10 protein-coding genes are annotated in these 22609 nt (G+C 45.6%); 7 read left to right on the top strand and 3 right to left on the bottom strand.

Annotated elements, in window-relative coordinates:
* The first annotated feature begins 26 nt into the window (after positions 1-26).
* Together QMY49_RS06785 and QMY49_RS06780 are read left to right on the top strand one after the other, a co-directional pair.
* Positions 27-689 carry a Bax inhibitor-1/YccA family protein gene (locus QMY49_RS06785; RefSeq protein ID WP_005446774.1) on the top strand — a complete coding sequence of 221 codons (663 nt, stop codon included), beginning with the start codon at positions 27-29 and terminating at the stop codon, positions 687-689.
* A gap of 354 nt (positions 690-1043) precedes the next feature.
* Entirely contained in the window at positions 1044-1373 is a 330-nt protein-coding gene (locus tag QMY49_RS06780) for a TusE/DsrC/DsvC family sulfur relay protein (RefSeq protein ID WP_005446773.1), read from the top strand.
* A 73-nt stretch (positions 1374-1446) separates the two neighbouring features.
* Here the strand turns inward: QMY49_RS06780 and yccX are convergent, their stop codons facing one another.
* Positions 1447-1719, bottom strand: a complete 273-nt coding sequence (yccX, locus tag QMY49_RS06775; protein WP_005446772.1) for an acylphosphatase — start codon at positions 1717-1719, stop codon at positions 1447-1449.
* 90 nt (positions 1720-1809) lie between these two features.
* On the opposite strand from yccX, the gene QMY49_RS06770 reads away from it, so the two are divergent.
* Together QMY49_RS06770 and QMY49_RS06765 are read left to right on the top strand one after the other, a co-directional pair.
* Positions 1810-3213, top strand: coding sequence for a methyl-accepting chemotaxis protein (locus QMY49_RS06770; protein WP_274790001.1), 1404 nt, complete (start codon positions 1810-1812; stop codon positions 3211-3213).
* 186 nt (positions 3214-3399) lie between these two features.
* The gene (locus QMY49_RS06765) at positions 3400-4593 is read left to right on the top strand and encodes a class I SAM-dependent methyltransferase (protein WP_005446769.1); all 1194 of its coding nucleotides are present in this window, start codon (positions 3400-3402) and stop codon (positions 4591-4593) included.
* A 50-nt stretch (positions 4594-4643) separates the two neighbouring features.
* Here the strand turns inward: QMY49_RS06765 and QMY49_RS06760 are convergent, their stop codons facing one another.
* Positions 4644-15014: a Calx-beta domain-containing protein gene (locus QMY49_RS06760; protein WP_283313615.1), complete on the bottom strand. Its 10371-nt coding sequence runs from the start codon at positions 15012-15014 to the stop codon at positions 4644-4646.
* Between the two features lie 444 nt (positions 15015-15458).
* Between QMY49_RS06760 and QMY49_RS06755 the strand changes: the two genes are divergently transcribed.
* Both QMY49_RS06755 and QMY49_RS06750 read left to right on the top strand, forming a co-directional pair.
* A complete protein-coding gene (locus QMY49_RS06755; protein ID WP_005445923.1) occupies positions 15459-16733 on the top strand; it encodes a TolC family outer membrane protein in 1275 nt (424 codons plus the stop codon).
* A gap of 1 nt (position 16734) precedes the next feature.
* Positions 16735-17361 carry an OmpA family protein gene (locus tag QMY49_RS06750; RefSeq protein ID WP_005445925.1) on the top strand — a complete coding sequence of 209 codons (627 nt, stop codon included), beginning with the start codon at positions 16735-16737 and terminating at the stop codon, positions 17359-17361.
* Between the two features lie 100 nt (positions 17362-17461).
* On the opposite strand, the gene QMY49_RS06745 is transcribed toward QMY49_RS06750, so the two are convergent.
* Entirely contained in the window at positions 17462-19003 is a 1542-nt protein-coding gene (locus QMY49_RS06745) for a diguanylate cyclase (RefSeq protein ID WP_005445927.1), read from the bottom strand.
* 439 nt (positions 19004-19442) lie between these two features.
* On the opposite strand from QMY49_RS06745, the gene QMY49_RS06740 reads away from it, so the two are divergent.
* Complete coding sequence (locus tag QMY49_RS06740; protein ID WP_283313614.1) at positions 19443-22604, top strand: response regulator; 3162 nt, start codon at positions 19443-19445, stop codon at positions 22602-22604.
* Positions 22605-22609 lie beyond the last annotated feature (5 nt).

Below are 22609 nucleotides of genomic sequence, written 5' to 3'. Positions count from 1 at the left end.
AAGACAGTCCCTTATAGAGGAAGATTATGAACAGTCCTATGTTTTCTCGCACTACTACTCAAGAGAGTGCTCTACAAACCAACAAAGTATTGCGTAATACATATGCACTACTTTCTATGACTCTACTATGGTCAGCACTGGTTGCTGGCGTATCGATGGCGTTTAACCTACCACGTCCAGGTATCATCCTAATGTTGGTCGGTTTCTACGGTCTACTATTCCTGACTGAAAAGAACCGTAACAATAGCATGGGTCTTGTATTTACATTCCTATTTACGGGTTTCTTAGGTTACACCATCGGTCCAATTCTAAACATGTACATCGGTGCTGGCATGGGCGACGTTGTGCTAACAGCACTTGGCGGTACTGCTCTGTCATTCATGGCAGCTTCTGCTTACGCACTGACAACTAAGCGTGACCTATCTATGATGGGTGGTCTAATGCTGTCACTATTCGTTGTTCTAGTTGTGGGTATGATTGCGAGTATCTTCATCCAATCTACTATCCTTCACCTAGCAATGAGCAGCTTGTTTATTGTTTTCTCTACCATGGCAATACTGATGACTACTCAAGGCATCATCCGTGGCGGCGAAACAAACTACATCTCTGCGACAATTACGCTGTATGTTTCAATCTACAACATCTTCATCAGCCTACTAAGCATTCTAGGTATCATGAACGACGACTAAACCGTCAGATTGAATTGAAGCTCCAAAAAGCCCGAAGTTGTACTTCGGGCTTTTTCTTTGCACCTTACCTTGTGGATGTTACCTTCCTTTTTACACCGCCCCTTCAAACAACAAATTGAATACTCATGCAAAAATAGAAATACTCACCCCGAGAATTTTCTAACAACCTGCATAGGTTTACATTTTATTGCATAAATCAAAAGGTGTAAGCTTAACGATTATCGCCCACAGTTTAATATGTTGAATCGTATGAATTTAATTCGCTCAGTCGACTCAACAGATTCTTTTGTTGAGCACAAGCCAGCCTCTACGCTACCCTATACTTATCAATGGTTACTTAGCGGAAATAGAGCTATGTTCGTTTATAACGGCAAAGAAATTGAAACTGATGCTCAAGGCTACCTACTTGACCACACACAGTGGGAAGAAGGCATGATTGAGCTTCTAGCAAAAGAAGAAGAAATTGAACTGACAGAGGCGCATTTGGAAGTGGTTCACTTCGTGCGTGATTTCTATGAAGAGTTCAACACATCACCAGCTGTAAGAATGCTGGTTAAAGCGATGGAAAAAGCGCATGGTCCAGAGAAAGGAAACAGCAAGTATCTGTTCAAACTTTTCAAGAAAGGTCCCGCAAAGCAAGCGACTAAGCTAGCTGGTTTGCCAAAACCTGCTAAATGCTTATAAACCGCCCGCCTCAACGCCACGTCGACAAGCCCAGCGTGTGAAGCAGTTGCTTATCGAGTTATTGCGCTTGGAGCTATAAGATCTTAAATCCGCGGAAAGGCTTATAAGACACACTCTCTTGAGTGACACTGTCAACCGTTGCCGTCCGCGGACCATCTTCCAACCACTTAGAGAACGCCGCGATTTGTTCATCGGTGCCGCAAGCAATCACCTCAACATCCCCATTATTTAAGTTCTTCGCGTACCCGGTTAAACCCAGTTTCAAGCCTTGATGTGATGTGTGGTATCGAAATCCTACACCTTGTACGTGACCTACTATCAGAAACTTCTCACACTTTAGTACCATCCGTATACCGCTCCCTAAATTTGAGTGATATATTATTTCCGTCTATTTACCCCACTAAGGATAGTGGGTTTTTATATGGTTATAATAATTATGAAAGAAATTCCTTTCCGTTGGATTGACAAATATCTCATCCATTTAAAGATTCAAGAAAAGTTCTACCTACTCTTCTTGCTCCCTCTCATCGCATTAGTCATCCTAACTCTCGTTTTGAACAGTGCCGCAGACTCACTCATTACTGACTTATATCAGGAAGAGTTGATGTTAATGAAAGGTCTTATCGAGGCAGGCAATCTCTCGCAATCTCAAGTTGCTAGCCTGATCTCAAGTTCAGATACGATTGCTTTCGGTACAGGTCCAGAAGCTGTTTCTGTTATGAATGGGGCTTTTAGTCTCGTTGCTAACCACGAACAGTCGTTATGGACAGCACTATCTACAACGCAAGTAAGCATTATTCTTATCACTCTGTTTATCATTGCAATGGGCGTTTACTACATCATGACGTTCATCGGTGGTGCGATGTTCACAATGAACAAAGCACTAAACACATTGGCAAACGGTGATTTAACTGCTCGTATGAACTTTTTCCCTGTTCGTGACGAGTTTAGTGAGATTGCTATTACGATCGATAAAGTTGCCGATCGTGAACAAAAGATGGTTCAGTCGATTCAGGAGTCTATGGCGCTTATGCAGCAAATCAGCTCAGATCTAAACCTATCTATTCAAAACAGTTCTGAAATCTCTAACACGCAACAAGAGCACTTGAATTCGCTGGCAAGCGCAACAGAGGAAATGGCATCAACCATTCGCGAAGTAGCAACACTGGCTCATGACTCAAGCACTCAAACTGATGATGCTCGCAGCGTCGCTCAATCAGGTCAGGTGAAAGTGGAAAACACGCTTCACTCTATCTCTAACCTTTCCACCGAGATCCAATCAGCATCTCAAGCGGTAGAAGAGTTAGATGCAAACGCAGCGCAGATTGATGAAGTGGTAACAACCATCAACGGTATCTCTGAACAAACGAACCTTCTTGCGCTTAACGCAGCCATTGAAGCGGCGCGTGCTGGTGAACAAGGCCGTGGTTTCGCAGTCGTAGCCGACGAAGTTCGTGCTCTTGCTGGCAGGACTCAACAAGCAACCGTCGAAATTCAAGCAATGATTGAAGCGCTACAACGTAACAGTCAATCACTAACTAAGTTGATGGAAGTAACAGTTCACAATGCGAATGAAGGTCAAACTCTAATGGCCGAAGTGAATCAAGAGATTGGCTCACTTGCAGACAAGAACCAAACTATTTCTGACAGCAGCGTTCAAATCGCTACGGCAGCTGAAGAACAAGGCGTAGTGGCTGACAACATTGCATCGAGTGTTGAAGAGATCCGCATTCAAGCTAACAATGTGTGTACGATGATCAGCACCACATCTCAGAATGTCGAGCAGCTTCGTGCCCAAAGTGACACTATGGAATCACTGCTGACTGGCTTGAAAGCTTAATCACATACACTAATGGCTAGGGCCACTTCGGTGGCCCTTTTTTGCGCCTGGAAAACCCGTCCGTTATTCCACTCACAAGTTTATAATTAAAGCCTCTACAAATGATTGGATTGTCGATGGATATTGCTTTTGCGGGCAACATCCCGGACAATACGCCCCTTTCAAAATTCAACAAGAGCTAAAGAAATGACAGCTGCTATCTATTTGGTTAAAGGTCGTGAGAAATCGGTTAAGCGTAAGCACCCATGGATCTTCTCTCGAGGCATCAGTAAAGTTGAGGGCGAACCTGCTCTTGGCGAAACCGTTGATGTATTTACTCACGACGGGAAATGGCTAGCTAAAGCAGCATATTCTCCAGCTTCTCAAATTCGTGCTCGTATTTGGAGCTTTGAAAAAGAAGAGATCAACAAAGCATTCTTCGTTAAGCGCTTCAACAACGCTCAGCTTCTTCGTGAAGACGTTATCGACCGCGACGGTCTTACTGGTTACCGCCTTATCGCAGCAGAGTCTGATGGTATGCCAGGTGTTACGATCGACCGTTACCAAAACTTCTTTGTGTGTCAGCTTCTAAGTGCAGGTGCAGAATACAACAAACAAGCTATTGTTGATGCGTTAGTTGAGTGCTTCCCTGGTTGTAACGTTTACGAGCGTTCTGACGTCGCGGTACGTAAGAAAGAAGGTCTTAAAGAAACAACCGGCGTATTGCACGGTGAAGAGCCACCAAAATCAGTGGTAATTGAAGAAAACGGCGTGAAGATCAGCGTAGATATCGTTGGTGGTCATAAAACTGGTTTCTACTTAGACCAACGTGATAGCCGTCAACAAGCGATGAAGTACGTGAAAGATAAAGAAGTTCTCAACTGTTTCTCGTACACAGGTGGTTTTGGTCTGTACGCGCTAAAAGGTGGCGCGAAACGTGTTATTAACGCCGATGTATCACAACCTGCTCTCGACACAGCAAAATTCAATGCAGAGCTGAATGAGTTTGATATCTCTAAGAAACGTGCTGTATTCCTAAACGCCGATGTGTTCAAACTGCTACGTGAATACCGTGACCAAGGTACGAAGTTCGACGTTGTTATCATGGATCCACCGAAATTTGCTGAAAGCAAAGCACAACTAAATGGCGCGTGTCGTGGCTACAAGGATATAAACATGTTGGCCATGCAAATTCTAAACCCTGGTGGCACACTACTTACCTATTCTTGTTCTGGTCTGATGGACCAAGTTCTGTTCCAAAAAATTATTGCCGATGCCGCAGTAGATGCAAATCGCCAAGTAAAATTTGTGGAACGTTTCGAACAAGCAGCGGATCACCCTACTGATACCGCCTACCCAGAAGGTTTCTACCTAAAAGGCTTTGCGTGTAAGGTCCTTTAATCGCTGGCTATTTTAGATTCAAAAGAAAACGGAGCTTTCGCTCCGTTTTTTTATTCTCTCAATTGCTCAAGATTAGTAATGATACTGTTGGCAATATCTGCAGCCGATGCGCCATCGAAGTTGATATCTAACTGCTGACCGTCTTTATTGATAGTTAAAGTGGAGTTACCACCATCTTCTGTTACTGTCACAGAGATGTCATCGACTTCTCCTGCATAGTCGCCAGAACTCAAGTCATCTAATAGAACAGAAATATCATTCTCGCTCACGTCATCAAACAAATCCGTAAAATCTAAAGAGTCACCACTCTCAAAATCAGTCACAGTATCAGTTGCGGTGTCCATTTCTGTCCATTTGAAGACGTCGTTTCCTCCATTACCGGTTAATTCGTCGTCTCCTAGTCCGCCAATTAGAACGTCATTACCATCAGTACCAATCAATGTATCATCCTGATCCGTACCTTCAATGGTGTTGACCTGTAGCGCAGCAACTTGCATACCCAACGCTTCAACAGCATCGACAGACACATTGGAAAAATCGATATCAACTGTTGCCGTGTCAGCACTTGTTAAACCATCTGAATCGATTGCTTTATAGTCAAATGAATCATTCACATTGTTGAAACTGGTGATTTGAGTTCCGACTAAGGTGAAGCTGGCTTTGTCACTAGAGCTGTTAGTTTCAGGGAACAAACGTATTTCATCGAAACTACCGCTACTAATGGCAATGTTAGCAAAACCTTCTTGGTTTCCAGTAAAGACAATATCTGAGGTCTCGATCACTTGAGTCTCGGTTAGAACCCCTTCTGAGTAGAAGTAGACATTAATCCAAGCCGCACCATTGTTGAACTGGTCATTCAAGCTTGCGAGATCCAATCTAGCCTCTTCGGCTTCAAGACCCTCATCTAATTCAATAGCAATAAACTCACTGGTGCTAATCTCATCACCTTGTCCAGTTTCTCCCGGAGAAACAACAACTAAACCAACTTGTTGATTGGCAAAGTCCACTTTGATTTGAGCGTTATTGATAAAGTCTCCATTGTTATCAATGGTCCCACCAAAGAAGCTCAAACCATTCACATCAACGGAGTCGGCAATAAAGTCCTTATCAAACTCATCCAACAAGTCTTGCGAATCGAAACTTTGCTCATCGAAGAAGTCTTCCGTAAGCGCGTATCTCACTTCGGTTGACTCAGGAATGACATCACCTATTTCAAGTACAACTTCATTATTCTGATCATCAAAATAATAGAGATAACCATACTCTGGCAAAGTTGTAATACAGATACTGGTTTCTTTATCATCTAAAGGGTCCAAATCATCTTCGAAATCCTGTGCGTAAGGACCGAAATCAATCAATGCATCTTCACCTGGGTCATTTAAATCAATAATAATATTGAAGTCTTCAACCGTCGGTGGAGTATTGTCATCATCAAGAATTGTCCCCAAGCCTGATGCGGCTGAATTTTGACCTTGGATTTCTCCCGTCAATGTAAAGCTTTCAGTTTGCTCATAGATTTGGTCTTCAACCGTATTAACCGTTACGCTAAACGTTGTGTCATTCGCTGGGACCGATACATCAAACGTGCCATCAAGGTTTACATTGACGACTTCTGTTGTGTTATCTGCATAAGTGATTGTTACCGAGGATGCATTAAAGTCATCACCAGCTAGCGCCGTACCATCGAGTAGCGACATGCTAACCAAAACCGCAACAGTGCTCGCATTACTTAACGTAACGTTGAATGTCGCGTCGTTACCTTCAAACACTTCAACATTCGTAATATCAGAAACAACAGGTTTATCTGCTTCATCATGAATGGTGACTGTACCTACCGCTGGCTGGGATTGGGCCGATGTCGCACCAGATAGCGTGAATACTTCATTCCCTTCGTAGATATCATCATTTATCGTGTTCATCGTTATGCTAAATGATGAATCAAATGCAGGCACATTAACCGAAAATGAGCCATCAAGGTTTACTGCGACGACTTCTGTGGAATTGTCCTCGTAAGTTATGGTCACTGTAGTGTCGTTGTAATCGACACCTCCAGTTGCACTACCATCATCTAAGGACATATTCACGATGGTATCTGTCGTACTTAAGTTACTTAATGTTACATCTAAAGTTGCTAGTTCACCTTCATTCACCATTGTATTGGTGATTGAGGTTACCGTAGGTCTATCATCATCTGGATCAGGTCCCGGTCCCGTACCGTCATCAACGATGGTTGCAGTACCCGTATCGGTACCTTGGACAGGGCCGAGACCGGTCACGTCTACCGTAAAGTTCTCTGGACCTTCGTAGACTTCGTCATCAATCGATGCGATTCGTACATCGAACTGAGTTAAGCCTGCTGGTACAGTCACTACACTACTAACAGGTACTGCAACCCAACCTGAGCCTGTGTTGTATTCAAGAGTGCCGAGGTCACCCACTTCGGTGTCACCAAGGTTAAGGTCGAGCTGCACTTCAACCGGGGCTTCAGAAGCATTGGTCAGAGATACAACGAAATTGGCGGTGTCACCTTCGTTAATCGTGCCAGCGTCACTGATAGATACCGTCGGACGGTCATCGTCCGGATCGGGATCAGGCCCCGTACCATCATCGACGATGGTTGCAGTACCTGTGTCACTACCTTGGACAGGACCTAAACCAGTTACGTCTACCGTGAAGTTTTCAGGACCTTCGTAGACTTCATCGTCAATCGATGCAATACGCACATCAAACTCAGTTAACCCTGCTGGTACAGTCACTACACCATCAATAGGCACTGCTACCCAACCAGAGCCCGTGTTGTATTCAAGAGTACCAAGGTCACCGGCTTCGGTATCACCGAGGTTAAGGTCGAGTTGCACTTCTACTGTGGCTTCTGATGCATTAGTGAGCGAGACAACAAAGTTGGCGGTATCGCCTTCGTTAATCGTACCAGCATCACTAATAGATACCGTTGGACGGTCGTCGTCCGGATCGGGATCAGGACCCGTACCATCGTCAACAATAGTTGCGGTACCCGTATCAGCGCCTTGAACAGGGCCAAGACCGGTCACATCTACCGTGAAGTTCTCTGGGCCTTCATAAATTTCGTCATCAATCGAAGCGATTCGTACATCGAACTCAGTTAAGCCTGCTGGCACAGTCACTACGCCATCGACAGGAACGGCTACCCAACCTAAACCGGTGTTGTACTCAAGAGTACCGAGGTCACCTGCTTCGGTATCGCCAAGGTTGAGACTTAGCTCGACTTGAACATCATCTTCAGAAACATTCGCCAAAGTAACAACAAAATTAGCCGTATCACCCTCATTGATGACACCAGCATCACTAATAGTAACGCCCGGGCGATCGTCATCCGGATCTGGACCAGGTCCCGTACCGTCATCAACGATGGTTGCTGTACCCGTATCGGAACCTTGAACAGGACCAAGACCTGTTACGTCTACCGTGAAATTCTCTGGACCTTCATAAACTTCATCATCAATCGAAGCAATACGCACATCAAACTCAGTTAAGCCTGCAGGAACACTTACTACACCACCAACAGGGACGGCAACCCAACCTGAGCCAGTGTTGTATTCCAGGGTACCGAGGTCGCCCACTTCGGTATCACCAAGGTTAAGGTCGAGCTGAACCTCCACTGGAGCTTCTGATGCATTAGTTAAAGAGACAACGAAGTTGGCGGTATCGCCCTCGTTAATCGTGCCAGCATCACTAATAGATACCGTTGGACGGTCATCATCCGGATCTGGCTCAGGCCCCGTACCGTCATCGACGATGGTTGCTGTACCCGTGTCGGAACCTTGCACAGGACCTAAACCAGTTACGTCTACCGTGAAGTTTTCAGGACCTTCGTAGACTTCATCGTCAATCGATGCAATACGCACATCAAACTCAGTTAACCCTGCTGGTACAGTCACTACACCATCAATAGGCACTGCTACCCAACCAGAGCCGGTGTTGTACTCAAGAGTACCGAGGTCACCTGCTTCCGTGTCACCGAGGTTAAGGTCGAGCTGCACTTCCACTGGAGCTTCTGAAGCATTAGTTAGAGATACAACGAAATTGGCGGTGTCACCTTCGTTAATCGTGCCAGCGTCGCTAATAGAAACCGTTGGGCGGTCGTCATCTGGGTCGGGTTCAGGGCCCGTACCGTCATCGACAATGGTTGCGGTACCCGTATCAGTGCCTTGAACAGGACCGAGACCAGTTACGTCTACGGTGAAGTTCTCTGGACCTTCATAAACTTCGTCATCAATCGAAGCGATTCGTACATCGAACTCAGTTAATCCTGCAGGTACAGTCACTACGCCATCGACAGGAACGGTCGCCCAACCTGAACCGGTGTTGTACTCAAGAGTGCCGAGGTCGCCTGCTTCGGTATCGCCAAGGTTGAGATCCAGTTGAACCTCAACTGGTGCTTCAGATGCATTAGTTAATGAGACAACGAAGTTGGCGGTGTCACCTTCGTTAATTGTGCCAGCGTCACTGATAGATACCGTTGGACGGTCATCATCCGGATCGGGGTCAGGACCAGTACCATCGTCAACAATGGTTGCGCTACCCGTATCAGTGCCTTGGACAGGACCGAGACCTGTTACGTCTACCGTGAAGTTCTCTGGACCTTCATAAACTTCATCATCAATCGAAGCAATACGCACATCGAACTCAGTTAACCCTGCTGGTACAGTCACTACACCATCAATAGGCACTGCTACCCAACCAGAGCCGGTGTTGTACTCAAGAGTACCGAGGTCACCTGCTTCCGTGTCACCGAGGTTGAGACCTAGCTCGACTTGAACATCATCTTCAGAAACGTTTGCCAAAGTAACGACAAAATTAGCCGTATCACCCTCATTGATGACACCAGCATCACTAATAGTAACGCCAGGGCGATCGTCGTCCGGATCTGGACCAGGTCCCGTACCATCATCAACGATGGTTGCGGTACCCGTATCAGTGCCTTGAACAGGGTCAAGACCTGTTACGTCTACGGTGAAATTCTCTGGGCCTTCATAAACTTCATCATCAATCGAAGCGATTCGTACATCGAACTCAGTTAAGCCTGCTGGCACAGTCACTACGCCATCGACAGGAACGGCTACCCAGCCTGAGCCGGTGTTGTATTCGAGAGTACCTAGGTCACCAGCTTCGGTATCACCAAGGTTAAGGTCGAGTTGAACCTCAACTGGTGCTTCAGAAGCATTGGTCAGTGATACAACGAAATTGGCGGTGTCACCTTCGTTAATTGTGCCTGCATCACTGATAGAAACCGTTGGACGGTCATCGTCCGGATCGGGATCAGGACCTGTACCATCATCGACGATGGTTGCTGTACCCGTATCAGTGCCTTGAACAGGGCCGAGACCTGTTACGTCTACCGTGAAGTTCTCTGGACCTTCATAAACTTCGTCATCAATCGAAGCAATACGCACATCGAACTCAGTTAACCCTGCTGGAACAGTCACTACACCATCAATAGGCACTGCAACCCAACCAGAGCCCGTGTTGTACTCAAGAGTACCGAGGTCGCCCACTTCGGTATCACCAAGATTAAGGTCGAGCTGAACCTCCACTGGAGCTTCTGATGCATTAGATAATGAGACAACGAAATTGGCGGTATCGCCCTCGTTAATCGTACCAGCATCACTAATAGATACCGTTGGACGGTCATCATCCGGATCGGGATCAGGGCCAGTACCGTCATCAACGATGGTTGCGGTGCCCGTATCAGTGCCTTGAACAGGACCAAGACCTGTTACGTCTACCGTGAAGTTTTCAGGACCTTCGTAGACTTCATCGTCAATCGAAGCGATTCGTACATCGAACTCAGTTAATCCTGTAGGTACAGTCACTACGCCATCGACAGGAACGGTCGCCCAACCTGAACCGGTGTTGTATTCGAGAGTACCAAGGTCACCTGCTTCGGTATCACCGAGGTTAAGGTCGAGTTGCACTTCTACTGGGGCTTCAGAAGCATTGGTCAGAGATACAACGAAATTGGCGGTATCGCCCTCGTTAATCGTGCCAGCGTCGCTAATAGAAACCGTTGGGCGGTCGTCGTCCGGATCTGGGTCTGGTCCTGTACCGTCATCGACGATAGTGGCTGTGCCCGTGTCAGTGCCTTGAACAGGGGCGAGACCGGTCACATCTACCGTGAAGTTCTCTGGACCTTCGTAGACTTCATCATCAATCGATGCAATACGCACATCAAACTCAGTTAACCCTGCTGGTACAGTCACTACACCATCGACAGGCACCACAACCCAACCAGAGCCCGTGTTGTATTCAAGGGTACCAAGGTCACCGGCTTCGGTATCGCCGAGGTTAAGGTCGAGTTGAACCTCAACTGGTGCTTCAGAAGCATTGGTCAGTGATACAACGAAATTGGCGGTGTCACCTTCGTTAATTGTGCCTGCATCACTGATAGAAACCGTTGGACGGTCATCGTCCGGATCGGGATCAGGACCTGTACCATCATCGACGATGGTTGCAGTACCTGTGTCTGTGCCCAGGACAGGACCTAAACCAGTCACGTCTACCGTGAAATTCTCTGGGCCTTCATAAACTTCGTCATCAATCGATGCAATACGCACATCAAACTCAGTTAAGCCTGCTGGCACAGTCACTACGCCATCGACAGGAACGGCTACCCAACCTGAGCCAGTGTTGTATTCAAGAGTACCGAGGTCACCTGCTTCCGTGTCACCGAGGTTAAGGTCGAGCTGAACCTCCACTGGGGCTTCTGATGCATTAGTTAGAGATACAACGAAATTGGCGGTATCGCCCTCGTTAATCGTACCAGCATCACTAATAGATACCGTTGGACGGTCATCATCCGGATCGGGGTCAGGTCCCGTACCGTCATCGACGATGGTTGCTGTACCCGTATCAGTGCCTTGAACAGGACCAAAACCGGTCACGTCTACCGTGAAGTTCTCTGGACCTTCATAAACTTCGTCATCAATCGATGCAATACGCACATCAAACTCAGTTAACCCTGCTGGCACAGTCACTACGCCATCGACAGGAACGGCAACCCAACCTGAACCGGTGTTGTATTCGAGAGTACCTAGGTCACCAGCTTCGGTATCACCAAGGTTAAGGTCGAGTTGCACTTCGACTAGGGCTTCTGATGCATTAGTTAACGAGACAACGAAGTTAGCGGTATCGCCTTCGTTAATCGTACCTGCATCACTGATAGATACCGTTGGACGGTCATCATCCGGATCGGGATCAGGTCCCGTACCGTCATCAACAATGGTTGCGCTACCCGTATCGGTACCTTGGACAGGACCAAGACCGGTCACGTCTACCGTGAAGTTCTCTGGACCTTCATAAACTTCGTCATCAATCGATGCGATTCGAACATCGAACTCAGTTAAGCCTGCTGGTACACTCACCACACCATTAACAGGAACGGCTACCCAACCTGAGCCAGTGTTGTATTCAAGGGTACCAAGGTCGCCTGCTTCGGTGTCACCAAGGTTAAGGTCGAGTTGCACCTCAACTGGGGCTTCAGATGCGTTAGTTAACGAGACAACGAAATTGGCGGTGTCACCTTCGTTAATTGTGCCTGCATCACTAATAGAAACCGTTGGGCGGTCGTCGTCCGGATCTGGGTCTGACCCTGTACCGTCATCGACGATAGTGGCTGTGCCCGTATCGGTACCTTGAACAGGACCAAGACCGGTCACGTCTACCGTGAAGTTCTCTGGACCTTCGTAGACTTCGTCATCAATCGAAGCGATTCGTACATCGAACTCAGTTAACCCTGCTGGTACAGTCACTACACCACTAACGGGTACTGCAACCCAACCTGAGCCTGTGTTGTATTCGAGAGTACCTAGGTCACCAGCTTCGGTATCACCGAGATTAAGGTCGAGTTGAACCTCAACTGGGGCTTCAGAAGCATTGGTCAGTGATACAACGAAATTGGCGGTGTCACCTTCGTTAATCGTGCCAGCATCACTGATAGATACGGTTGGACGGTCATCATCTGGCTCAGGCTCTGGCCCCGTACCATCATCGACGACAGTGGCTGTCCCCGTATCAGTACCTTGGATGGGACCTAAACCAGTTACGTCTACGGTGAAGTTCTCTGGACCTTCATAAACTTCGTCATCAATCGATGCGATTCGTACATCGAACTCAGTTAAGCCTGCTGGCACAGTCACCACACCATTAACAGGAACGGTCGCCCAACCTGAACCGGTGTTGTATTCGAGAGTACCGAGGTCACCTGCTTCGGTATCGCCAAGGTTGAGGTCGAGTTGAACCTCAACTGGTGCTTCAGAAGCGTTAGTTAACGAGACTACAAAGTTAGCGGTATCGCCTTCGTTAATCGTACCTGCATCACTGATAGATACCGTTGGACGATCGTCATCCGGATCGGGGCTAGGACCAGTATTGTCATCGACAATCGTTGCACTACCTGAATCAGAACCTTGAACTGAGTCCAAACCTGTCACACTAACACTGAACTCTTCAGGACCTTCAAACACTTCGTCATCAATAGTAGCAACGCGAACATCAAACTCGCTTAATCCCGCAGGTACCGTAACTACACCATCGTTTGGAACGGCAACCCAACCTGAACCAGTGTTGTATTCTAGGACGCCAAGATCGCCCGTTTCGGTATCACCAAGATCAAGACCTAGTTCCACTTGGACTGGAGAATCAGCTTCATTAGTTAGAGACACAACGAAGTTTGCCGTATCACCTTCATTAACAACTCCCGCATCGCTAATGGATACCGTTGGACGGTCGTCATCAGGGTCAGGTCCCGGGCCAGTACCATCATCAACAATGGTCCCTGTTCCCGTCTGAGGAATCGCTTGATTGCCAGTGTTTCCAGACAAAGTAAATGTTTCTGAGCCTTCAAAGAGGTCGTCATCAATCGTACTAATAGTGACACTGTAGCTTATATTGTTCGCTGGCACGGATACATCAAAGCTACCATCTGGATTGACGTTTACGACTTGAGTGCTGTTGTCTTCGAAATTAATCGTAACGGATGTGTTGGTGTAATCTATTCCACCTTCAGCGCTACCATCAGCCAGATTCATACTGACCACAGTATCGGTCGTACTTAGGTTACTAAGCGTCACATCTAATATGGCTAAATCGCCCTCATTAACCGTAGTATCACTAATAGATGCAACTGTCGGTCTATCGTCATCCGGATTGGGGCCGGGACCAGAACCGTCATCAACGATGGTTCCCGTTCCTGACGTTGTGCCATTTTGATTCTCTGTTGAGCCCGATAACGTAAACGTCTCCGTTCCTTCAAACAAATCATCGTCTATCGTATTTATCGTGACATTGTAACTAACCTCATTCGAAGGGACAGTGACAGCAAAGCTACCGTCTGGGCTTACATTAACAATCTGAGTGCTGTTATCCTCGAACGTAATAGTGACGGAAGTGTTTGTGTAATCTAATCCACCCTCCGCAGTTCCATCAGATAACGTCATGTTCACCGTCGTTTCTGACGTACTCGGGTTGCTAAGCGTTACCTCAAGCACAGCTTCCTCACCCTCGTTTACGGTTGTATCGCTTACAGAAGCAACGGTCGGTCGATCGTCATCAGGCTCTTCACCCGGACCAGTGCCATCATCTGTTATTGTTGCCACACCTGTAACGGGTTCAGGTTGGCTCTCCGTACCACCGCTCAATGTGAAGGTTTCGTTTCCTTCAAATACGTCGTCATCAATCGTATCCACCGTGATTACGAACGACTCATCTCCAATGGGGATTGAAACAGAAAACGTCCCATCTTCTCCGACATTTATTTGATCCGTACTTCCATCTTCGAAAGTAATAGTAATAACCGAGTTGTCATAATCAGCTCCACTCGTCGCAGAATTATCACTAAGGGATAAAGTCACCTCAGTCTCTTGCTGTGTGGGTTGATCGAGAGTGATGTCAAAAATGGCTGGGTCGCCCTCACTGATGGTCGGACTCGATATATCCTGAATGATCACTTGTGCGGGAATGATGGCTTCTTGATTAACAAACTCTAGTAACGACAGTTCTTGGCTTTGTGAAAGAGGTATCAGCGTGCCAACCGTTTCAAAATCTGTGCTAGCGAGTGATTCTGCCCCTGTTCTATCTATCGCTCCGGTTGACTGTGGGCTCGAACCATCGCTCTCACCCGCAGCTGGCTCAAAATCACCTTCAACTTGCACTGGGTCAGCCCCTGCTGCGATCGCCTCTATAAGAGCCGTGATATCATCGGAGACATTTATCGAGCTGCCATCAGGCGCGACTTGCTCGAAGTTAAGCTGCGAAGTATCGGATACTTCGGTAATAATCAATTCTCCTGGCGCCGGCAATTGGTCGGGCTCTAACGTTTTAATTTCCCCATCAATCCCTATCACCACGATATTGCTCGCAAGCGAGCCGAAGGCTGCTCGATCCATAAATCACCTCACCCGACTTTCCAGTCGTCAAAAGTTTGTCACCCCAACAAATACGACTATAGTTTAGTCAAAATCATTACGTTTTCGTTGTAAGTGGAAGCGGTTGAGTACGGATGAACTCAAGGGGCGGGGCTCATTCAACTTGAAAGCTAAAACATGTTGTAGAGCGCTATGATATTAAGAATTCACGCTTTTCTTCTGATATGAACTAGCAGGCAAATGAGCAACATCGCTCATTTGTGCTAAAGTTTTATTAGGCGGAACACTGGATTTTCTAAACAAAAGCCTAGGGTTAACAGGATGTTGATAAATTTATCGACAATAAGCTGTTATTTGTGACGTTTCGTCTCATTAATGAGATGAAATAACAAAAAACAATACGATTTTTCTAGGAGAGCCACCGTGAAATGGAATCGACTTAAAATAGCTTGCTGCTGTAGTTTTATGATTGCGTCACCCGTTTTCGGTCAAACTTTAGAGCAGGCTGTCGCGCTCACGTTAAAGAACAACCCAGACATCAAGAGTGCGTTTAACGAGTTCAACAGTCGTAAATACATCAACGAAGCGTCGTCCGGTGCTTATCTGCCGTCTATCGATTTGGATGCGGGTATTGGTTATGAAGGGATTGACCCCGCTGAAGAAGTTAGCCGTGGAGATACAGATTTAACACGAAAGGAAGCATCCATCACTTTAACCCAGCTCATATGGGATGGCAGCGCAACACTGAATGATATGGACCGAACTGCAGCAGATGCTGAATCGGTAAGGTTTCAACTACTCGCTGACGCTTCAGACACCGCATTAGAAGTAACCAGAGTTTATTTAGACTCAGTGAAAGCGTATGAAATATTAACGCTGTCAGAGAACAACCTTGCAGTGCATAAGAAAATTTACGCAGATATTAAAAAGCGCGTAAATTCTGGGATTGGATCGACTGCCGATTTAACGCAAGTTGAAGCTCGTTTAGCGAAAGCGCACGGTAACTTAGCGGCTGCACAGAACAACCTTTTCGATTCTCATACCATGTTCACTCGTTTAGTGGGTCAAACACCACAAGGTTTGATCTTTCCACGTGCCGATGAAAACTTCCTTCCTTACACCGTGGACGAAGCAATCGGATTAGCATTTGAAGTCCACCCAGTCATCCAAGTCGCGTTGGCTGATGTGGATTCCGCAAAGTTCCAGTACAAACAATCTAAGGGCGTTAACTACCCAACCATCTCAATTGAAGCTTCTCAGACTTGGCGTGATGATGCGGACGGTCTAAAAGGCAGAAGCGACGAAACACTGGCTATGCTCAGATTGCGTTATAACCTTTACAACGGTGGTAGCGACGCAGCGAACTCTGAAAACTTCGCTTACCAACTCAATAAAGCAAAAGACCTTCGTGAAGGTGCATATCAAAATGTTGAAGAAGGTTTAAGGCTGTCTTGGAGCGCATTGGATCTTACGCTGCAACAAAAAGAGTTCCTATCCGATCACGTAGATTCAGCCGCAAAAACAGTCATTGCCTACGAGAAACAATATCGTATTGGTAAGCGTACCCTACTCGATTTGCTCAACACAGAAAATGAGCTGTTTGAAGCACGTAAGGACTACTTGGATGCCAAATATGCTGAGCAATACGCAAAATACCGCGTAATGAACGCAACCGGTCAACTGCTTAACTCTTTGCGTATCGATATACCACGAGAGTGGCTAGAGAAAGTGGAGTATTAATATGAAAGTAATACCTATTTTTTTCATGGTTGGTTTGATTTCCGCTTGTAGTGGCTCTAATTCAAACAGAGTAACCGGTGATGAATACGAATACATGGAAACACCGACAGCTAACCAGATTGCTGACTTAATCGACGATGACAGAGACGGTGTTATTAATGCACGAGACCTGTGTCCTGGAACACCAGAAGGCTCTTTGATCGATAACGACGGCTGTGGGGAATACGCGAAATCATCCCAAGAAATGCAGATTCGAGTTCTATTTGCTAACGACTCTTCTGAAATCAACCCTGTCTTTGCTCAGCAAATTAGCGACCTTTCTGATTTCCTTAAAGAGTACCCAACAACGTCAATTGAACTGCAAGGTTACACCAGTATCACTGGTACGGATGAATACAATCTTGCCCTTTCGAAACGCAGAGCAGAAAGCGTTCGCAACGAGCTGATTCAAAATGGGATATCACCAGATCGTCTAAGAATCGTCGGCTTTGGTGAAACCAAGCTTGCCGCTCAAGGGACAGATGAAAGAAGTCATGCACTCAATCGCCGTGTAACCGCAACCGTGGTCGGATACAAAGGTGAAGTCGAGAAAGAATGGACTATCTTCACAACGCTACCTAAGAATTAATAGTTAATAGTTAATAGTTAAAGCCACTCTGTTAGGTAACCATCTCAAGCAATAACAAAAAAGCCAGCAAGATATCATTGCTGGCTTTTGTTTGGGCTTTCTACACCGAACTGACCAAAGGTACTTCAATCATAGATGAGTGGTAAAACTTGTAGCGCCCCTTACCTAGTTGTTTTGCGCGGTACACCGCCATGTCTGAGCAATGGAGAAGCGTCTCAATATCTCGCTCTACATCCTCTGTCATCACAACACCAATCGACGCGGTTAGATTAATATCAATACCTAAACGGTCTGCGGTTGCTTGGAGTTGGTGAAGAAACTGATCCAACTTTAATTCTAGCTCTCGCTTACTATTAAACTCTTGAGTTAGAACAACAAACTCATCCCCACCAAAACGACCGATGAGGTCTCGTTTGTGAGCAAAGTGTTCTCGCAAGACTGCCACAAACAACGCAATCACTTTATCCCCAGCCATATGACCATAGGTGTCGTTGATAAACTTCAGGTTGTCCATATCAAAGAAGATACATGCTTTAGGACTGTTACTGAGCGACAGTGACTTTTCAGCGCCACGCAAGAAGTATTCACGAGTCAGCAAGCCACTTCGTGAGCAAAAAACACCATTCCGACTTGCTTGAAGAACTTGTTCAAAATGTTCCTTTAGCTCCATGGACGTGTCGTTGAACACAACTTGGCTCTCTTCTAAAAATCGGTCAAGGGGCTGGGTCAAACCAACCACTTGTTTCCCCATCATACGAGCAATCACAACGTAAATAGCAATGATCATGAGAACATTCACACCAAACATCATGGTGCCTTCACCCAACAAACTGCTGAACTTAGCTTTGGATAACAGAATCCAAGGTGTTCCATCTACTTTAGTGAATTCAACGTAAGATAGATCAAATGGCGAACTGTAAGTAAAGAATCCCCCATTATTTGCCCCGGTAAGTGCTTTCAGATTCCCTTCGCGATCAAACAGCTTCTCATAACCGTAGTTGAATAAGTTTACCCCTACATAGAACTCATCTTTAGAGTGGCTAATGATATTCAGATCTTCGTCCAGCAAAACGCTGTAGATATCATTTTCGCTATCGCTTTGGAGCGCGGTTTGAATTTCGCCAAAATGAATAGAAGCTGAGATGGTACCCATTAGGTCTCCCAATTCATCGAACATAGGGCGACATAACACGTATACGATATTGCCGTTTGAGATATCAGTGAGAACGTCGGTCATCACTGCTTTTTTACTGCGAATCACTTGATGAAAGTAATCTCGATGAGCGATGGAGTGCACCTTATTGTTGTGCGTGCTCACCATGTTCCCGACTCCATCACTAAAGCCAATACCCGCAAGCTCAAAGGCTTGCTTGTAAGGGACCGCACGATTTGCCCGTTCTTGCAACGTAATATCGGGTTCGATGAAGTGTTCGTCTTTGCTCATTGCTCGTAGTAAATCGCGGTATCCATCGACGATGGTTCCTAGGTTGATCTCCGCCGATTTTACATGGTATCGAGCTAGGTTTTTCGCCTCATCAACTTGTTGATACGCCCAATAAGTAAAGTTAGTAAAGAGTGCTATCAACACTATTGGGACAGTGTAACGCAGGGTGACTGACTGAAGACTTCGAGATACGTTCATGATTTAGTTATTGTTCTTTGCCATCGATTAGCGGTTTATTTAAGCCTTTTTCCAGCTCATGGGCCTTGAATGTTGGCGTACAGATTTTAAAAAATACAAGTACGTTTACACTACGGTCTCACCAGCAAGAAAATCCGCCAATTATACTCACCCCTGTATATCGAAACAGACATTTTAGTAGTCTTGACGACAAAACATTTTAATCATTCAACAAATGAAATTTGTTTATAAATATCAGTAAATTGAATAATTCTCACTGAATGAGAAACGCAGTTTTTATTGATAGATTTAAAGTTTTATATCCTTAACAAATCGAACTTTTGTCGCAGGTGTCACAGTTTTCATATGGCAAAAGTACGAATTTTTGTGCTGAATTTCTAACAATTGAGATAGTTAGCCTACACTTTTCATATCAACTTATTGGATATGGACGTGCACAGTGGTCGGATCGTTTTCATGGAATAACCTATCGGTAAAACACAAGCTATTTAGCTTGGTTTTCTTACCCATCATTTTGCTTCTCTTTCTAGCCGGACAGCAAGTTCATCGACTATCTAGCCAAGCGCAAGATCTTGAGAAAGCGCAACTGTTCTCTGACTATATGGACAAAGTCTCTTATCTCTATAATTTGCCGAATAACACTGAAGTTACCGATGTTGAAGCAGAAATAAAATCGGTAACTCAATCACTCAGCAATGGTGCCAATGGCATTTTCTTGGATAAAGGCGCTGAGATGAAAGACCTTCTTTCTAGCCTCGAAGAAGCGAACCTCTCTCTGTCGGCAGCCACCGACATGGACGAGCGTCTCGATATCGCAGAGTGGCGTGCAGATACCTACAAACAGATTTTATTGGCATTAGAAAAGGTGCCATTCAATGATGCAACCTTTGAAATTCAAGCCCACCTTTCAGCATTGATGCAAATTGAGTGGTTAATGTTCTGGTCTCAAGAAGAGAACCTGCTCAGTCAATATTTGATTTACTCTATTGAACAAAATCAAAGCTATGACGTAGATGTCAGCAGCGAGATCGACTCCTTAGTTAAGAATCAGCAACTGTTCTTAGAACGCTTCGTCACATTAAACGCCAATCAACAGCAGGTTGAATTACTTATTGAAACTTTCACCAATGACGTCTTTGTACGCAGTCAAGAATTTAGAAGCTTCCTTTTAAATGAAGAAGCACTTAGTACACTTCCACCACAAGAAATCGCAGCTGGTTTAACAGCTCTAAACGGTCGACTCGCTCTGCTTAAGGCGGTCGACAACAAAATGACGGAGCAATTGCAAGCAGACGTAGAACATGCCATTTCCGCGGCAAACCAACAACGACTGATGTTCATTAGCGTCATGTCAGTCATGACAATTCTCGTCGTGAGCTTAGCCGTGCGTTTGGTTCGAAAAGTAACCGGTAATCTTCAACTGGTTCTTGAGTTCTTACGTCGTGACAGTTACAGCGAAGAATCCCCACTTGTCGAATTAGTCAAAGGTAAAGACGAACTGAGTAAGTTTGCCCAAGAAGTCGAGAGACTCAGTTATGAACGAGAACAAGCCAAGGTTAAATTAACTCAAGCGAAAGAAGACGCAGAGCGCGCAAAAGACGATGCAATTAAAGCAAGCAAAGCGAAAAGCAGCTTCTTAGCCAACATGTCCCATGAAATCCGCACCCCTCTTAATGGCGTTATTGGTATTTCTGAAGTGCTATCTGATACATCATTAACCGCAACACAGCGCGACTATGTTGATACGATTGAAACGTCCTCCCAACTATTACTTAGCTTGATTAACGACATACTCGATTTCTCTAAGATTGAATCCGGTATGTTATTGATCAGTCCGCACTCGACCTGTGTGCGCGAATCCATTTACGATATTGCTTCTATCGTTTCACCAAAAGCAAAAGAGAAAGGCATCGACCTTAAAGTAAACATCAGCCGCAACACGCCTTTCCGCTTAATGATCGACGATCACCGTTTACGCCAAGTCGTAATGAACTTTATGTCTAACGCCGTTAAATTTACTGATAAAGGAACCGTGCTCCTTTCTGTTACAACTCATGTTGTTTCTGGTTCAAATGCCGTAATGGAGTTTTCTGTTCAAGATTCCGGTATTGGTATTGATGAGCAACAACAGAAAAAGATCTTCGAACCATTCGCACAAGAAGATGACTCCACTACCCGCCAATTTGGCGGTACTGGGCTCGGCTTAGCCATCAGCACTCAACTGGTTGAGTTAATGGGTGGGCAAATTCAACTTGAATCAGAAAAAGGCAAAGGTAGCCGCTTCTTCTTCCAATTGAACCCTTCTGTTGTTCAACTCGACTTTGATGCAAAACACACCGCAAATTATGGACAAATTTGGTTGGTCTGCGACGACACCAACATGGAAACAACGCTTCGTGATGAATTGAACTTCTACCGTATCGCTGTTCACCAATCGGTTACGAGTTTAGAGAGTTTACCAACATGGATTAATGACAATGAGCACATCATTGTTATTTACGCTGAAACTCGACCAAATGCTGCAATGGAAAGCGAAGATCACTTCAACAAGCTTGAATCGCAGAACGTCCGCTTATGCTTGGTTAAACACCTTCATAGTGACCAATTTGATTTTGGTGAAAGTGTCAGTGCCATCATTACGCAACCTCTTCTTGGGCAACGCCTGGTCAAAGCGCTTGAAAATTGCGAGACCAAATTCAACCAAGCAAATTTACAAGCAGTGGTGGGTACATCAGAACCGTCGCAAAGTAAGATTTTGGTGGTCGACGATAACACCGTAAACCAGAAAATCGCAGGCTTGCACGTAGCCAAAGCGGGTTTTACTTTTGACCTAGCAGCAAATGGACTAGAAGCGGTCGAGATGTTCAAAAAGAATCAATACTCCTTGATTCTTATGGATTGCATGATGCCAGTTATGGATGGATTTGAGGCCACGCAGAAAATCCGACAGCTGGAACACGAACAAAATCGCAGTGTGAAGATCCCAATTATCGCGTTAACGGCAAGTGTGGTCGATGACGACATTCAGAAGTGTTTTGATGTTGGCATGGATGATTACGTACCGAAACCTTTCAAAGCCAACATATTGAAAGAGAAATTAGCAAAAGCGACGGCTGTTCCAATCGTTGAAGACAACGTATCGTCTGCCTTCTCTGGTACTGGCATTAGCGCGAAATCTAAACCGCAAGATAAACCGGAACCGACCTCTATCAATACGCTTCCAAGTCGTTCTGAGCGCATTTTGCTTGTAGAAGATAATACGGTGAACCAGAAAGTTGCCTCGTTATTGCTGAGTAAAGCTGGGTATCAGTTTGAGATTGCCGAAAATGGTCAGATCGCCGTTGATATGTTTCAACAAGATAACGGTTTCGACATCATTTTGATGGATTGCATGATGCCTGTAATGGACGGCTTCGAAGCGACGAAAGAAATCCGTGCTTACGAAAAAAATTCGGGATTACCCAAAACGCCGATTATTGCACTGACAGCAAGTGTTGTGGACGATGATATCCAGCGTTGCTACGACTCTGGCATGGATGCATACGTACCGAAGCCTGTCAGAAAAGAAAAACTTCTGCACCAGATTGAAAGCGTCATTTAAGGGGT

It is taken from the genome of Vibrio harveyi (assembly GCF_030060435.1).
Classification (GTDB): Bacteria; Pseudomonadota; Gammaproteobacteria; order Enterobacterales; family Vibrionaceae; genus Vibrio; species Vibrio harveyi.
The sequence above is the reverse complement of the archived record's forward strand: the minus strand, read 5'-3'. Positions and strand labels throughout refer to the sequence as shown.

Bases quoted from the DNA above. Each gene is read 5' to 3' on its own strand.
- QMY49_RS06785 (WP_005446774.1), top strand. From the start codon at position 27: ATGAACAGTCCTATGTTTTCTCGCACTACTACTCAAGAGAGTGCTCTA.
- yccX (WP_005446772.1), bottom strand. From the start codon at position 1,719: ATGGTACTAAAGTGTGAGAAGTTTCTGATAGTAGGTCACGTACAAGGT.
- QMY49_RS06760 (WP_283313615.1), bottom strand. From the start codon at position 15,014: ATGGATCGAGCAGCCTTCGGCTCGCTTGCGAGCAATATCGTGGTGATA.
- QMY49_RS06745 (WP_005445927.1), bottom strand. From the start codon at position 19,003: ATGAACGTATCTCGAAGTCTTCAGTCAGTCACCCTGCGTTACACTGTC.
- QMY49_RS06755 (WP_005445923.1), top strand. From the start codon at position 15,459: ATGATTGCGTCACCCGTTTTCGGTCAAACTTTAGAGCAGGCTGTCGCG.
- QMY49_RS06770 (WP_274790001.1), top strand. From the start codon at position 1,810: ATGAAAGAAATTCCTTTCCGTTGGATTGACAAATATCTCATCCATTTA.
- QMY49_RS06750 (WP_005445925.1), top strand. From the start codon at position 16,735: ATGAAAGTAATACCTATTTTTTTCATGGTTGGTTTGATTTCCGCTTGT.
- QMY49_RS06765 (WP_005446769.1), top strand. From the start codon at position 3,400: ATGACAGCTGCTATCTATTTGGTTAAAGGTCGTGAGAAATCGGTTAAG.
- QMY49_RS06780 (WP_005446773.1), top strand. From the start codon at position 1,044: ATGTTCGTTTATAACGGCAAAGAAATTGAAACTGATGCTCAAGGCTAC.